This is a genomic window from Amycolatopsis sp. cmx-11-12 (assembly GCF_046269425.1).
GTDB lineage: Bacteria > Actinomycetota > Actinomycetes > Mycobacteriales > Pseudonocardiaceae > Amycolatopsis.
Genome location: NZ_JADNQM010000001.1, coordinates 1 through 12,758 on the forward strand (window position 1 = coordinate 1; position 12,758 = coordinate 12,758).

14 protein-coding genes are annotated in these 12,758 nt (G+C 69.5%); 3 read left to right on the forward strand and 11 right to left on the reverse strand.

The genetic code is table 11. The features are described from left to right. Positions 1 to 343: 343 nt before the first annotated feature. The 6 genes from ACLARN_RS00005 to ACLARN_RS00030 all read right to left on the reverse strand — a co-directional run bounded on the left by ACLARN_RS00005 (position 344) and on the right by ACLARN_RS00030 (position 6,108). Positions 344 to 2,830, reverse strand: coding sequence for a CHAT domain-containing protein (locus ACLARN_RS00005; protein WP_409489619.1), 2,487 nt, complete (start codon positions 2,828 to 2,830; stop codon positions 344 to 346). Between the two features lie 159 nt (positions 2,831 to 2,989). After that, positions 2,990 to 3,469, reverse strand: coding sequence for a hypothetical protein (locus ACLARN_RS00010; RefSeq protein WP_007030725.1), 480 nt, complete (start codon positions 3,467 to 3,469; stop codon positions 2,990 to 2,992). Then, the gene (locus ACLARN_RS00015) at positions 3,466 to 4,071 is read right to left on the reverse strand and encodes an RNA polymerase sigma factor (RefSeq protein WP_409489217.1); all 606 of its coding nucleotides are present in this window, start codon (positions 4,069 to 4,071) and stop codon (positions 3,466 to 3,468) included. Before ACLARN_RS00015 ends, ACLARN_RS00010 begins: the two co-directional genes overlap by 4 nt. A gap of 323 nt (positions 4,072 to 4,394) precedes the next feature. Continuing rightward, positions 4,395 to 4,562 (reverse strand): hypothetical protein, encoded by a 168-nt coding sequence (locus ACLARN_RS00020; protein WP_409489218.1) that lies wholly within the window; start codon positions 4,560 to 4,562, stop codon positions 4,395 to 4,397. A gap of 116 nt (positions 4,563 to 4,678) precedes the next feature. Further along, positions 4,679 to 5,404, reverse strand: a complete 726-nt coding sequence (locus ACLARN_RS00025; RefSeq protein ID WP_409489219.1) for an SGNH/GDSL hydrolase family protein — start codon at positions 5,402 to 5,404, stop codon at positions 4,679 to 4,681. Positions 5,405 to 5,475: 71 nt separating this feature from the next. Further along, positions 5,476 to 6,108 (reverse strand): NAD(P)-dependent oxidoreductase, encoded by a 633-nt coding sequence (locus ACLARN_RS00030; protein WP_409489220.1) that lies wholly within the window; start codon positions 6,106 to 6,108, stop codon positions 5,476 to 5,478. 96 nt (positions 6,109 to 6,204) lie between these two features. On the opposite strand from ACLARN_RS00030, the gene ACLARN_RS00035 reads away from it, so the two are divergent. Continuing rightward, a complete protein-coding gene (locus tag ACLARN_RS00035; RefSeq protein ID WP_409489221.1) occupies positions 6,205 to 6,807 on the forward strand; it encodes a TetR/AcrR family transcriptional regulator in 603 nt (200 codons plus the stop codon). Positions 6,808 to 6,885: 78 nt separating this feature from the next. Here ACLARN_RS00035 and ACLARN_RS00040 read toward each other — a convergent pair whose 3' ends face one another. Next, a complete protein-coding gene (locus ACLARN_RS00040) occupies positions 6,886 to 7,389 on the reverse strand; it encodes a GbsR/MarR family transcriptional regulator (protein WP_409489222.1) in 504 nt (167 codons plus the stop codon). Between the two features lie 94 nt (positions 7,390 to 7,483). Here ACLARN_RS00040 and ACLARN_RS00045 point away from each other — a divergent pair, with 94 nt between their 5' ends. Beyond that, positions 7,484 to 8,380: an ATP-binding cassette domain-containing protein gene (locus ACLARN_RS00045; RefSeq protein WP_409489223.1), complete on the forward strand. Its 897-nt coding sequence runs from the start codon at positions 7,484 to 7,486 to the stop codon at positions 8,378 to 8,380. Then, the gene (locus ACLARN_RS00050) at positions 8,377 to 10,011 is read left to right on the forward strand and encodes an ABC transporter permease (protein WP_409489224.1); all 1,635 of its coding nucleotides are present in this window, start codon (positions 8,377 to 8,379) and stop codon (positions 10,009 to 10,011) included. The genes ACLARN_RS00045 and ACLARN_RS00050 overlap by 4 nt, the downstream gene beginning before the upstream one ends. A gap of 51 nt (positions 10,012 to 10,062) precedes the next feature. Here ACLARN_RS00050 and ACLARN_RS00055 read toward each other — a convergent pair whose 3' ends face one another. The 4 genes from ACLARN_RS00055 to ACLARN_RS00070 all read right to left on the reverse strand — a co-directional run bounded on the left by ACLARN_RS00055 (position 10,063) and on the right by ACLARN_RS00070 (position 12,628). Next, complete coding sequence (locus tag ACLARN_RS00055) at positions 10,063 to 10,404, reverse strand: hypothetical protein (RefSeq protein ID WP_409489225.1); 342 nt, start codon at positions 10,402 to 10,404, stop codon at positions 10,063 to 10,065. A gap of 94 nt (positions 10,405 to 10,498) precedes the next feature. Continuing rightward, positions 10,499 to 11,047 carry a TetR/AcrR family transcriptional regulator gene (locus ACLARN_RS00060; protein ID WP_409489226.1) on the reverse strand — a complete coding sequence of 183 codons (549 nt, stop codon included), beginning with the start codon at positions 11,045 to 11,047 and terminating at the stop codon, positions 10,499 to 10,501. Between the two features lie 384 nt (positions 11,048 to 11,431). Next, the gene (locus ACLARN_RS00065) at positions 11,432 to 12,217 is read right to left on the reverse strand and encodes a metal-dependent hydrolase (RefSeq protein WP_409489620.1); all 786 of its coding nucleotides are present in this window, start codon (positions 12,215 to 12,217) and stop codon (positions 11,432 to 11,434) included. Positions 12,218 to 12,274: 57 nt separating this feature from the next. After that, positions 12,275 to 12,628, reverse strand: a complete 354-nt coding sequence (locus tag ACLARN_RS00070; RefSeq protein WP_364033986.1) for an STAS domain-containing protein — start codon at positions 12,626 to 12,628, stop codon at positions 12,275 to 12,277. Between the last annotated feature and the right edge of the window lie 130 nt (positions 12,629 to 12,758).

Below are 12,758 nucleotides of genomic sequence, written 5' to 3' on the forward strand. Positions count from 1 at the left end.
GCCCAGCCAGCACCCGCTACGACACGCCACCAGTCATCACAATCCGTGCCCGAAGTGGACTGGAACAGCCTCCAGCACCCTCGCCTACCTGCGGAAATGCTAAGTAAGTGGCATTGGTCCCAGGGGGGCGACCCCGAGTCCAGTCTACCGGGGGTGGAGGACGGGAACGGCTGGTCAGCGGAGTTGTCCACAGGTGACGGTGATTGTGGACAACTCCTGTGGAATACCGCCTGGGCGGTCTGCGACGTCGCGAAAGCCACTTTCGCGACGTCTGATGTCCCGAAAGTGGCTTTCGCGACATGCCCGGACACGACAGTCACGGATCGGCGCCGCGCCCGAAACGTCAGCCCGCGCCCAGGCACAAGAACGGGCGCCGCAAGGGATCCGCGGCCATCGCTTCGGCGAGCGCCAAAGCGGGCGCGGTTCCCGAAGCCAGCCGCCGGTGCAGGTCGGACATCGCGTCGGCGGCGGCCTTGTCGCCGACCCGCGCGATCGCGCCGATGACCGTCCGCGAGCCGCTGGCGAGCAGCGTCCCGGCGAACCCGAGCGCCTCCTCGCCGGGCCGGATGTGACTCATCGCGAGTTCGCACGCGGCCAGCACCACCCGTTCCGGCGGGTTCGCGAGCCGGGCGGTTTCGTGCGCGTACAACGGGCCGCCGACGAGTTCGAGCCGCGAGAACAGCGCGTTCGCCGGTTCGTGCGCGCCGTGCGCGACCAGGTGCGCCATCCCGGAACCGTCCAAAGCGGACAGTACGGCTTCGCTGGTCGCGTCCTTTCCGTCGACGAGCCGGGCCTGCGGGTACACCGCGCGCAGGTTCCGCACCTCACCGACCGAACCCGGCACCCCTGGCCCGCCTGCGAGCAGGACCGGCCCTTCGCTCCGCCGTCCGGACGCGGTCACCCATGCCGTCGCCGACGGCGCGATCGACACCGGATGTCCGTGCAGTGACGGCAAAGCGCCCCAAGGCAACGCGTACAGCGAACCGATCGGCACGATGATCAGCTCGCGGTTCTCCAGCGTCTTCGCCAGCGACGCGGAGATCAGTTTGTCCAGTTTGTCCGCTCGGCGCCGCGCGGAACCGGTGACGACCTCGACCAGCGGCGCGGGCAGGTTGTCCGGGGCCAGCGCGTCGAGGTCCGCGTGCAACTGCCGCGCGGTCTCGACGATCTCCGCGAGCGGCCCCAGCTTCACGAGCCGGAACCGGCCGCGGTCGACGACCACCGCGTACAAGGTGTCGCGGTACCCCATCAGGCTGACCAGCACACGATCCCCGAGCCGCTCGACCACCTCTTCGGGCGCCGAGACCGGCCGCGGACGACCCCATTGGCTGGTGTACCACCCGAGCCGGGTCGCCTCCTGCTGAAGCCGGTCGTAGCGCTCCTCGAGTTTCCCGACCGGTTCGCCCGACAGCCGCCGCGCCTGGATCGTCCCCTGCACGTGCCGCATTTCGTTGATGTGCCGGGCGAGCGCGGGATCCTCGATGACCGGGAGCGGCTCGTACCGGTACACCTGCGCGCGCGTGCGTTCCAGCCACGCGAACAGGCTTTTCGCACCGGCGCCGCTGCGCCTCGCCTTCTTGAGCACCAGCGTCAGCGCGAGTTTGCCCAGTTCTTCACCGTGCGCCGCCGTCCCGCAGACGAGGTCGAGCCCGCCCATGCGGTCGCGGATCTGCCCGAGTTCCGCCAGCCCGGCCCGCGCCTGCGCGAGCGCCGACCGCGGCCGGTGGGACGCCACCGCGAGTTCGGCCCGGCACAACCGCAACAGCATCCGGTGGTCGATCGGCGTGGTCTGCCGCGGTTTCGGTACCTGCGCGAGGAGTCCCTGCGCGGCGGCCGTCTCATCGCGACGGATCAGCAGCCGCACCGCGAACATCCTGGCCGCGCCCGCTTCGTCGCGCAGACCGAGTTCGGCCAGCCGGATGGCGAGGTCGGCCAGGTGGTCCGGCAGTTTCGCGGACGGCTTCTTCTCCCGGTCCGCCAAGACCTTCACCGCGTCGGCGCGCAGCCTCGTCAACGCGGCGATCTCCGCCCAGCGTCCCTTGCCGCGCCTCAGGAAACTCCGCCGCGCGGACGCCGCGAGCTTCTTCGCCAGCGCGTAGTCGCGCTCCAGGATGGCGGCACCGGCCCTGGCGACCTGGGCCTCGGCGACGAGATGCACAGCGCCGTTGCGCTGGAATTCCGGGATCGCGTCGTCGAGATGCCGCGCCGCCTCTTCGGCGAGTCCCGCGGTGAGCAGCGCCTTCGCCTGATCGAGCCGGACGAGCGGCAGCGAACCGGAACCGTCGGTCACGAAGATCGCCGCGGCCTGTTCGTAGTGCCGCAGCGCTTCCGGGATGTCGCCGAGCAGCTGCGCGTGATCACCGAGGTTGTGCCGGATCTTCCCTTCCAGCCGCCGGTATCCGTGCTCGACGGCCAACTCCAGCGCACGGACGAGATCCTGGTACGCGGCGTCCGGATTGCTCATCTCCAGGTGCAGCCACGCGAGGTTCACCAAGGATCGCGTCAGCACCAGGCTGTGTTTGGCGCCCTCGGCGGCCAGCCCCGGCAGGAAGGCGTTGTTGAGCGCGAGCGACTCCTCCAGCCGACCGGCTCGCATCAGCACGACGGCGCGCTGGAGCCCGACCACGAAGCGCAGCTCGTGGCGGACGTCGCCGTCCGGCAGCAGCAGCCGGATGCGTTCCGCCTCGGCCAGCCGGGCGAGACCGTCCTCTTGGGACGCGATCTCCGCCTCGGCCGCCGCCAGGCTGATCAGGATCCGGACCCGGATCTCCAAGCGGGCGACCAGATCCGTGTCCACCGGGCCGAGCAGGACGAGCGCACGCCGGAGCATGCGGATCGGCCTGCCGAGCCCATGATCGGCGAAGGCGGCCTTCGCCCGCGTATAAAGTTCGGCCGCCTCTTCGGCTACGGGATCAGAGACAGGCGGAGACGGCGCGGGCACACGCACTATGGGAGCACACCCACGCCGCATAACGGAACAGCCGTCCGGTTAGAGCACCACTGTCGGGGTCACGACGGTCCGCCGGCACGTCACGTCGCCGAGGTGGATCACGATCTGGGTGGTTCCCTGCGGAACGTTGTCCAGCACGAACCGGCCACCTTCGTCGGCGGTGGTGGAACTCGTCCCGTGCTCCGCGACGCGAACCTCCACTCCGTACTCTCCGGCGGGCACGAGCCAGCCATCGATCCGGTGCTTCTTGCCGATCTTGGTGAGGTTGATCATCACGGTCAGGTCGCTGACGGTGAAGGTGATCGTGCCGGTGTCGCTGCCGCGAACACCGGCCGTGGCGTCCATCCGTTCCCAGCGGGCCACCTCGACGTCGAGGTTTTCGAGCGCGAGCGCGAACTGAACCCGCTGCACCAGGTCTCCCGGTGGCGGGTCCAATTCGTCCATGAAGCGCCCGATATCGGCGAGCAGGGCCTCATCGCCCGGGGAGGTCATCTCCCCCGGCGTCCCGAGGTCGTTCATCGGCTTCCCCCTTCGTGGGCCAGCAGGTCGCGCATCGATTCGAGGCAACGGCCCCTGGTCGGACCGACACTTCCGCGCGGCATGCGGAGTGCTTCGGCGACCAGTTGGTATTCGGCCCGCCCGGCGAGCACCGTCAGCCGAAGGAGCTGCTGACAGCGGTGCGGCAGGCGGAGAAAGGCGCGCCAGACCCGGCGATCCCGGTCGGCGCGGACGGCTTCCTCCTCGGGAGCCGGGTGGGTGCTCTCCATGCTTTCGGCCAGCTCGTCGGTCAGCGGAACAGGCTGAGCGCGGCGGCCGAAGGGATGCTGTGCTTCACGTCTGGTGGTGGTGATCAACCAGGCGGCGAGCGCCTTGGGGTCACGAAGTTTGTCGAGCTGGCTGAACAGGGCGAGCCATACCGTCTGGACTACGTCCTCGGCGGTCAGGCGATCGAGCCCGTTCGCACGCGCGACATGCCACACGAGCGGGGTCAGCTCGAGCACAAGTCTGTCCATCGCCTGGCGGTCACCGGCCCGCGCCGCGCGCATGCAAGCGGCATGCAGGTCGGCACCGGTCAGTCCTTCCCATGGCGGGTCTACCTCGGTCGTTTGCACGTCGGTCACCGTATCTGCCCCACTTCGGACGTGTCTTCGTGTCGGCGCTGGCAGTATCGCGGGCCCTTCGGGGAAAAGGAGCGTGCAAGAGGCTCTGGGATACATCAAGTCACTAACTTTTTTGTCGGGATCCGGTCGGTCGTGTGAGAGACAAAGGCACCGGCCGGCGCGAGTAGGTGTGGACTGCGCACCGGCCGGTCCTTTTTTCCCTCCCCCCGGGCCCGCTCCCCAACGGGCCCGCGTCCGGGCGTCCCCCTCCCCCGAGGGAGCACCCGGAGGCAATGTCCGGAGGCCCCCTCGGCCTCCGGACATCACCCGTCTGTGTCAGTCAGTCAGTTCACCGGTGGCTTGGTGCCGTGCGGTTCCCAGTTGCCGTCCGGGTTCGTGCCGGGACGGGGCGGGACCGGCGCCGTGAACGGGCCCGGCTTCGGGGTTTCTTCGAGGTCCTCAGTGGCCGTGGCCTCGTCTTCGACGGGCGCGGTGTTGGTCTCGGTCGTCATCGGGCATCCCTCATTTCCTCGACTGCTCCATAGGACGCAACGAGGCTGCCATCAGATACACGCAGAGCCAGCTTTTTCGCGGATATTTCTCAATCTGTGGCAGGCGGGTGACCTGATCAGCGGTTTTCCGGCTGAATTGTGTCGCTGAGTAGTTGGCGGCTCACGTCCGCGAGTTGCTCGGCCCAGCGCCGGTAGCCCTCGGGGCCGGGGTGGAAGCGGTCCTCGGCGAAGGTCGCGGGGTCCAGCATCGCGGCGGGCATCGGGACGTGGACGACGCCGGGCAGCAACCCCAGCCGGGCGGCCGCGGCGTCGAGGGCGCCCGACCGCGCGCCGAGGACGTCCCGCAGCGGACGCGGCAGGGCGGGGAACCGGCCCATCGGCGGCACGCCTGCCAGTACCACCGGGACGTGCCCGGCGCGGCGTCGCAGGGAGACGATCAGGTCGAGCAGGTCACGCCGGTAGCGCGTGGCCGAATGCAGTTCGATCGTGTCGTTGACGCCCAGCGCGATCACCACGAGGTCGGCGGGTTCGAGCAGCGGCAGCAGGTCCTCGCGCGCCACCCTGGCGTTGGCCCCGGTCCGGCCGACGGCCTGCCAGGCGACCGCGCGGCCGTCGTGCGCGAGTTCGTCCGCGAGCCGTCCGGTCAGTGCCTCGGCGTGTGTCGCCGCGCCGACGCCGTCCACAGTGGACTCGCCGAGCACCGCGAGCCGCAGCGGGCGGCCCTCGCCCCGCACGAGGCCGCTGACCGGCCCCGTCGCGCCGGGCAGCCTCGGCGTCGTGCGGCGCACCCGGACCGCCTGCGCGAGAAGGATCGGGGCGAGCATCACCGCACGACTGATCACCGGGCGACTCTACTTCCGCGTTTCGTCCTCTGGTTGCGATCGTCGCGCACGCAACAACCGCGAGTAGAGGACTACTTGCGGGCGATCGAGACCGTCTGGTGGATGAGCGAGTCGTCCGAAGCCGCGCGAAGCAGGTAGTCGGCGACGTCGGCGCGGTTTATGCTGTAGCTCCCCCGGACGTTGCCGTCGGTGCGGGCGGCGATCGCGCCGGTGTGCGGCCCGTTCAGCAGCCGCGGCGGGCGCACGATCGTCCAGTCGAGGTCGCTCGCGCGCACGATCCGCTCGGCGGCGATCATGTCCGTGAACGCGTGCCGGAGGATCCTGCCCAGGATCGGTTTGACGAAGTTCCTGGTGAAGAAGGTGTCGCCGTCGACGAACGCGCCGCTCGCGCTCACCAGCAGCAGCCGCCGGTTCCCCGCGGAGCGCATCGCGGCGAGCGCGGCCTGTGCGCCGTCGGTGACGACGGTCGTCGGGTTGCGGTCGCGGGTGCCGAGGGCCGAGATCACCACGTCGCGCCCCGAAACGGCTTCGGTCAAGGCGCCGTGCTCGGACAGCTCGGCGACGACGACCTCCAGCAGTTCACCCCGGACGTCTAGCCGGGACGGGTCGCGGACGACCGCCGTGACGTGGTGCCCCGCGGCCAGCGCCTGCTTGACGACTTCGGAACCGACCCCGCCCGTGGCACCGAGAACAGTGAGCTTCATGGTCACGCCTTCCTGGGTTAGTGAACACTCACCCACTATGGTGAGTGTTCACTAACCACTTGTCGAGCGGACGCTGAGAAGCCCTCAGGAGCGAACATGGGAAGCCGCGAGGAGATCGTCGCCGCGGCGGCGAAGGTGATGCGCGAGCAGGGCTACGCGCACGCCACCACCAAGGCCATCGCGCGGGCCGCGGGCTACTCCGAAGCGTTGCTGTACAAGCACTTCAAGGACAAGACCGAGATCTTCATGAGCGTGCTGACCGAGCAACTGCCCGCGCTCGGGACGACCTTGGACGAGTTGATGAAAGCCGCGGCGGACACCCCGCTCACGGCGAACCTCGCCCGGCTGGCGCGGATCACGCTGTCGTTCTACCTGGAGAGCTTCCCGATCGCGGTGTCGCTGTTCTCCTCGCGGGAGCTGCTCGCGACCCATCGGGACCGGGTCACGAGCAGGCGGGGCGGGCCGGACGTCCCGCTCGCGCGTGTCGTCGAGTACCTGGGCGAAGAGGTCCGGCTCGGCCGGATACGCGAGGACGCGGATCTGGAGGCGTCGGCATCCCTGCTGCTCGGGGCATGTTTCCAGTACGCGTTCCTGGCGTCTTTCGAGGACCGCGAACCGTCCGAAGCGGAACTGGGCGAATGGGCGGAACGGCTCGCGGCGACGCTGGTGGTCACGCTGGTTCGGTCACGGACTCCGTGATGCCCAGCGGCCGTGTCGCGAAAGCCACTTTCGCGACGTCTGATGTCCCGAAAGTGGCTTTCGCGACACCCCGCCCGCTCACTTGCCCTTTTCGGCCCGCATCTCGTGCCACTTGGCGTACATGTCGTTGAGTTCCTTGACCATGAAGCTCAGGAAGTCCCGCATCTCGGCGACCCGTTCGCCCGCCGGCGTGTCCGAGCCCAGCGCCGCGACACCCTCGTCGGCGGCGTCGCGCCACAGGGTGATCATGCGGTCGCGTTTCATGAAGGTGGCGTACCAGAGGTCGTCGAAGAGCCGGTAATGGTCGCGGCGCGAGCCCGGCTCGCGTTCCTTGGCGACCAGTCCGATCTGCTCCAGCCAGCGGACGGCCCCCGAGATCGCCGCCGGGCTCACCGAAAGCTGTTCGGCCAGTTCGGCGGCGGTCAGGCGGCCGGCGTCGGTGGTCATCAACGCGGCGAACACCCGCGCGGGCATGCGCTGCATCCCGATCTGGGACAGCGTGAGGCCCAGGTGCTCCACGTAACGGCGGACGGCGTCCTCGTCTCTCTGGGTGCTCGAAGCACTCTCAGGCGTCGTCGTCATGGGCACATCCTCTCGTACAACCCCCAGAACGATCACACCATCCATACGTTTTCTTAACTTCACAACTTCATGAAATCACTGTACCTTCAGTCGCATGGAAAACGCCATCTCCATCTCCGGCCTCCACAAATCCTTCGGCCGGACCAAGGCTCTGGACGGCCTTGACCTGCAGGTACCCGTGGGGGAGGTGCACGGTTTCCTCGGCCCGAACGGCGCGGGGAAATCGACCACCGTCCGGGTCCTGCTCGGCCTGCTCCACGCGGACTCGGGCGACGTCCGCCTGCTCGGCGGCGACCCCTGGAAGGACGCGGCGAGCCTGCACCGGCGCCTCGCCTACGTCCCCGGCGACGTGAACCTCTGGCCCAACCTCTCCGGCGGCGAGGTGATCGATCTGCTGGGGCGGCTGCGGGGCGGGCTCGATCAGCGCCGCCGCAAGGACCTCGTCGAACGCTTCGATCTCGACCCCAAGAAGAAGGGGCGCACCTACTCCAAGGGCAACCGGCAGAAGGTCGCGATCGTGGCCGCGCTGGCCTCGCACGTGGACCTGCTGATCCTCGACGAGCCGACCTCCGGCCTCGACCCGCTGATGGAGGCCACCTTCCAGTACGCGATCCAGGAGGAGCGCGAGCAGGGCCGCACGGTACTGCTGTCGAGCCACATCCTGGCCGAGGTCGAGGCGCTCTGCGACAAGGTCAGCATCATCCGCAACGGCCACACCGTGGAAACCGGGACGCTGGCCGAACTCCGGCACCTCACCAGGACGTCGATCTCGGCCGAACTCGCCGGCCCGCCGAACGGGCTGACGAAACTGGAGAACATCCACGACCTCAAGGTCGAGGGCAACCGGGTCCGCTTCGACGTGGAGACCCGTTCCCTCGACGACGCGCTGCGTCAGCTCACCCAGGTCGGTGTCCGCAGCCTGACCAGCCAGCCGCCGACACTGGAGGAACTGTTCCTCCGTCACTACACCAGCGAAGCGAGCGCGAAATGACCGCGACGCTCGACCGCCCGGCCGTTTCCGGGCCGTCGCACGGATTGGCCGGTACCTGGCAGCTGACCAGGCTGGCGCTGCGGCGGGACCGGATCGTCCTGCCGATCTGGATCGTCCTGCTGGGGATCATGCCGTCGACGTCGTCGGGGACGTTCGAAACGCTGTACCCGACGGCCGTCGAACGGGCCGGGCTCACCGCGAGCATGGGCGCCAACCCGTCGCTTTCGCTGATCTACGGCCCGGCCTTCGACCTCTCGACCGCGGGCGGGTTCACCGCGTGGCGGCTCGGCGGGTTCCTCGCACTGGGCGTCGCGCTGATGGCGGTCTTCACCGTCACCCGGCACACCCGCGCCGAGGAGGACACCGGTCGCGCGGAACTGCTGGCGTCCGCGGTGGTCGGCCGGTACGCCCTGCTGAGCGCGGGGGTGCTGGTGTCCGCCGGGGCGAGTGTCCTCATCGGACTCGTCGAGACCGGGCTGATGATCGGCGCGAAACTCCCCGTCGCGGGTTCGTTCGCGCTCGGCGGCGCCACCGCGGCGACCGGGCTGGTCTTCACGACGGTCGCGGCGGTCGCCGTCCAGGTGGCCGAATATTCGAGGACGGCCAACGGGATCGGCGCCACCGCCGTCGGTGTCGCGTTCCTGCTGCGCGCGGTCGGCGACTCGACGACGGACGCGACCTGGGTCTCGTGGCTGTCCCCGATCGGCTGGACGCAGCAGATCCGGCCGTTCGCCGACGAGCGCTGGTGGGTGTTCCTACTGCCGCTGGCCGCGACCCTGGTCGTCGGCGCCGCCGGCTACGCGCTCCTCCCGCGGCGTGACGTCGGCACCGGCATCATCCCGCCGCGTCCCGGGCCCGCCGAAGCGGCGACGTCGCTGCGCAGCCCGTTCGCGCTGGCGTGGCGGCTGCACCGGGGTCCGCTGCTCGGCTGGCTGATCGGCACGGCGGTCTGCGCCGCGGTGTTCGGTTCGGTCGCGAGCGGGATCGGCGACGTCGTCGGGCAGAGCGAGCAGGCGAAGGAGATCTTCCAGCGCCTCGGCGGCACGGACGGGCTGATCGACGCCTTCATGGCGGCGATGACCGGCCTGTTCGCCATGGTCATCGCGCTCTACGGGGTGCAGGCCGCGTTGCGGATCCGCGCCGAGGAGACCGCGATCCGCGTCGAGCCGCTGCTCGCGACGGGCGTGGGCAGGCTGCGGCTGCTGGGGAGCCACCTCGTGTTCGCGTTCGGCGGCACGGCGCTGATGATGGTCGTCAGCGGTGTCCTCTTAGGACTGTCGAACGGCGCGCGGGCCGGTGACGTCGGCGGGTCGATCGGCGACATGACGGTCGCTTCGCTGGCGCAACTCCCGGCGGTGTGGGTGATCGTCGGCCTCGCCGTCACGGTGTTCGGCCTGGCACCGAAGTTCTCGGCGACGGGCTGGGCGATCGCCGGGCTGGCGTTGCTGCTCAGCCTGTTCGGCCCGGTGCTGAACCTGCCGGAGGCGCTGGTGGACGCCTCGCCGTTCTCGCACGTTCCGAAACTGCCCGCCGCCGAGTTCACCGCGGCGCCGCTGCTCTGGCTCACCGGGGTGGCCGTGGTCGCGCTGGCGGCCGGGCTCATGGGCTGGCGGCGTCGCGACGTCGGCTAGCCAAGGGGAAACCGTGAAGGCCGCCCGCCGGGGAGGGCGGCCTTCACGGCATCAATCGATCCGGGATCCCGTGCTCGACGCGGGCGGGAGCGTCGTCGGCGGGGTCGACGACGTCGAAGTGGTCGACGGCGTCACGGTCCTGGTCACCGTGCGCGGCGTGGGCGTCCTGGTCTGGGTGATCGTGAGTGGTTCCGGCACGATGCCCGGCACGGTCACCGTCACCGGGCCGACCGAGTGGGAAGTCGTTGCCGGGGAAGGGGTCGTGCCGACTTCGTGGACGCGGGGCCGCGGAGCGCGCCCGGCCACGAGAAGGGCGGCGACGAGCAGTCCGATCGCGAGGCCCGCGAGAGCCGCGACCGTGACGGAACCGGTGGTGGGACCCTGACTGGACATCCGGCACCCCCTCGCCATGCGAAGCGCAGGTACGAGGACTTCTCGCGTTGATCTTACGTTTTGTTACGCAGCGTGCAACTTGAGTGGAATGTGCTCAAGCGGCTTTGCGCAGGCCATCGACCACGACGCGGACCAGATGACGATCTTCGAGTGAATACCGTTCGGCGGCGAGGCAGCCGGCGATCAGGGCGCGCAGATCGTCGCCGTCGATGTCCTCGCGCACCGCGCCCGCGAGCTGTGCCCGCGACAGCAGCGCCTCCAGCGCCGCCCGGAAATCGGTGCCCGCGCTCGCTTTGAAACCCAGCCCCGTCGTCTCGGCGAGCGCGTCGCAAAGGGCCCGGTTGAGGGACGCTTGCTTGACGACGCGCTTGAAGAAGTCGAAGAAGGCCGAGCCGGGGTCTTCGGCGGCCAGCAGGTCGCGTGCTTCCTGCGCGAACTGCTCGATGCGCTCCAGCACGACGGCCTGGAAGAGTGCTTCCTTGCTGGGGAAATGCCGATAGACCGTGCCCGCTCCGACACCGGCGAGGCGGGCGATCTCGTCGAGGGGGACGGCGAGGCCGTCGACGGCGAAAGCCTCTTCGGCCGCCGCGAGCACCTTCGCTCGGTTGCGTCGCGCGTCGGCGCGCAGCACGGGCTTGTCCACTGTTCCCCTCCTCAACCGGGTCCGGCGTTCCGATTCAACGCCGACGGTGGCGGGGGCATTCCAGCAGCCGAGAGATCCGTGGCACTCCGTGAAGGCCTCCTTCCCTACTCTCAAGGTCAGGGTCCCGGCAAAGTCGAGATCTTGCAGGTCAGGCGGCTATTCGCCGCCTGCGTGAGGCTGACGATGAAGGAATCGGGACGTTCAGTGTCCCCATTCCTTCATCGTCACGGGTCACACCGGTTGCGGAGCCCCCTTGAGGGCACTAGCGATATCAAGCCCGGATTACCAAGAGCAGCGCTGATCAGCAGCTCTGCGACTTTGCCGGGACCCTGACCCTCAAGGTAGGGAAGGAGGCCTTCACGGACTTTCGACTGCCACCAAAGCTCACTGCACGGCGGTCTGTGTCCCGTCCGGCGTCAGCAACCCCTGCACGGTGCTGAACAGGTACTCCCAGACGCCAGGGATCAGCACCACCGCGGCGACCGCGAACACCGGGAAGATCAGCCGGTTCTCGACCTTCTTGCCGGTCCGGAACCGCAGCGCCTTCGGCGGCCGGATCTCGTACCAGGTTTCCCCCGCGATGGGGATGGGGAACAGGAACGGGCAGCCGGACTCGGTCAGCGCGTCCCCGAGGCAGTGCACGAAACAGCCGACCGCGACGGCGATGCCGAGCCAGCCGGAGATCTCCGCGAGTTGCGCCGCCTTGTCCGGCGGCGCGGTCCACACCCACCACCCGACCGCGGCGCCACTGACCGGCAGCAGCCAGTCGCCGAGCGCGCCTTCCGCGAGCAGCAGGCCGAGGACGACGACGCCGAACACCGCCCACGGTCCGCCTTCGGTGGTACCCCAGGAGGTCAGGAAGCCGAGGCCGACGGCGAACAGCACGGTGTGCGAGAGGTGCCGGTGCTTACCGGTGACCTTCTCGTCACGGGGTCCTTTGGTCAGCGCGTAGAGGGCCGCCGAGACCCGGCGCAGGAACCAGGAGATCGCGCCCGTGAACCAGCCGAGGAACCGCGACGCGCTGGCGCCCGGGTGGTCGAGGTCGGGCAGGAGGGCGAAACCGGCCGTGGTCGCCGCGAAAACGACCGCTTGGTGCACCGTGCCCGCTCCGACGACGGGCGCGACCGCGAGGCCCGCGCACCAGCCGGTCAGGGCATGCGTCCGCCCCATCATCGTGCTGCGTCCCCCAGATGTCGCGGATCACGAGCCCACGACCGTAGCGGGGGATCAGGCGGGGGGCTCCTCCGACACGCTGAGGTGCTCGGCGACGCCGGTGAGCTCGATCACTCGGCTCACCTGGGGGCTGGGGACCACTTCGAGCTCGACAGCCTTCTCGGCGGCCTGACGCTGCGCCTGGAGCACCACGTTCAGCGCCGAGGAGTCGAAGAAGGTCACGCCGGTCAGGTCGGCGACGACCCGGCCCGACGGTTTGTCCGTGATCAGGGCCCCGAGGGTCTCCTGGAGCTGCGGGCTCGTCAGCAGGTCGAGCTCACCGGTGACCACCACACGCGGCGTTGGCGCGTCGACGTCCAGCGTGATGCTGAAACCGGGCGGCGTGGTGTTCTGCTCCGCTGCGGGCATGCACATTCTCCTCATCAGGTGAGAACCGGCGCTCAACGCCGGCGCTCGCCTGTGGTCTCAAGCTTCGGCCGCGCCCAGTCCGGACACGGACGCACGCTCTTCTTCGGCGGGTAGGCGTGGCTGTCCCCGC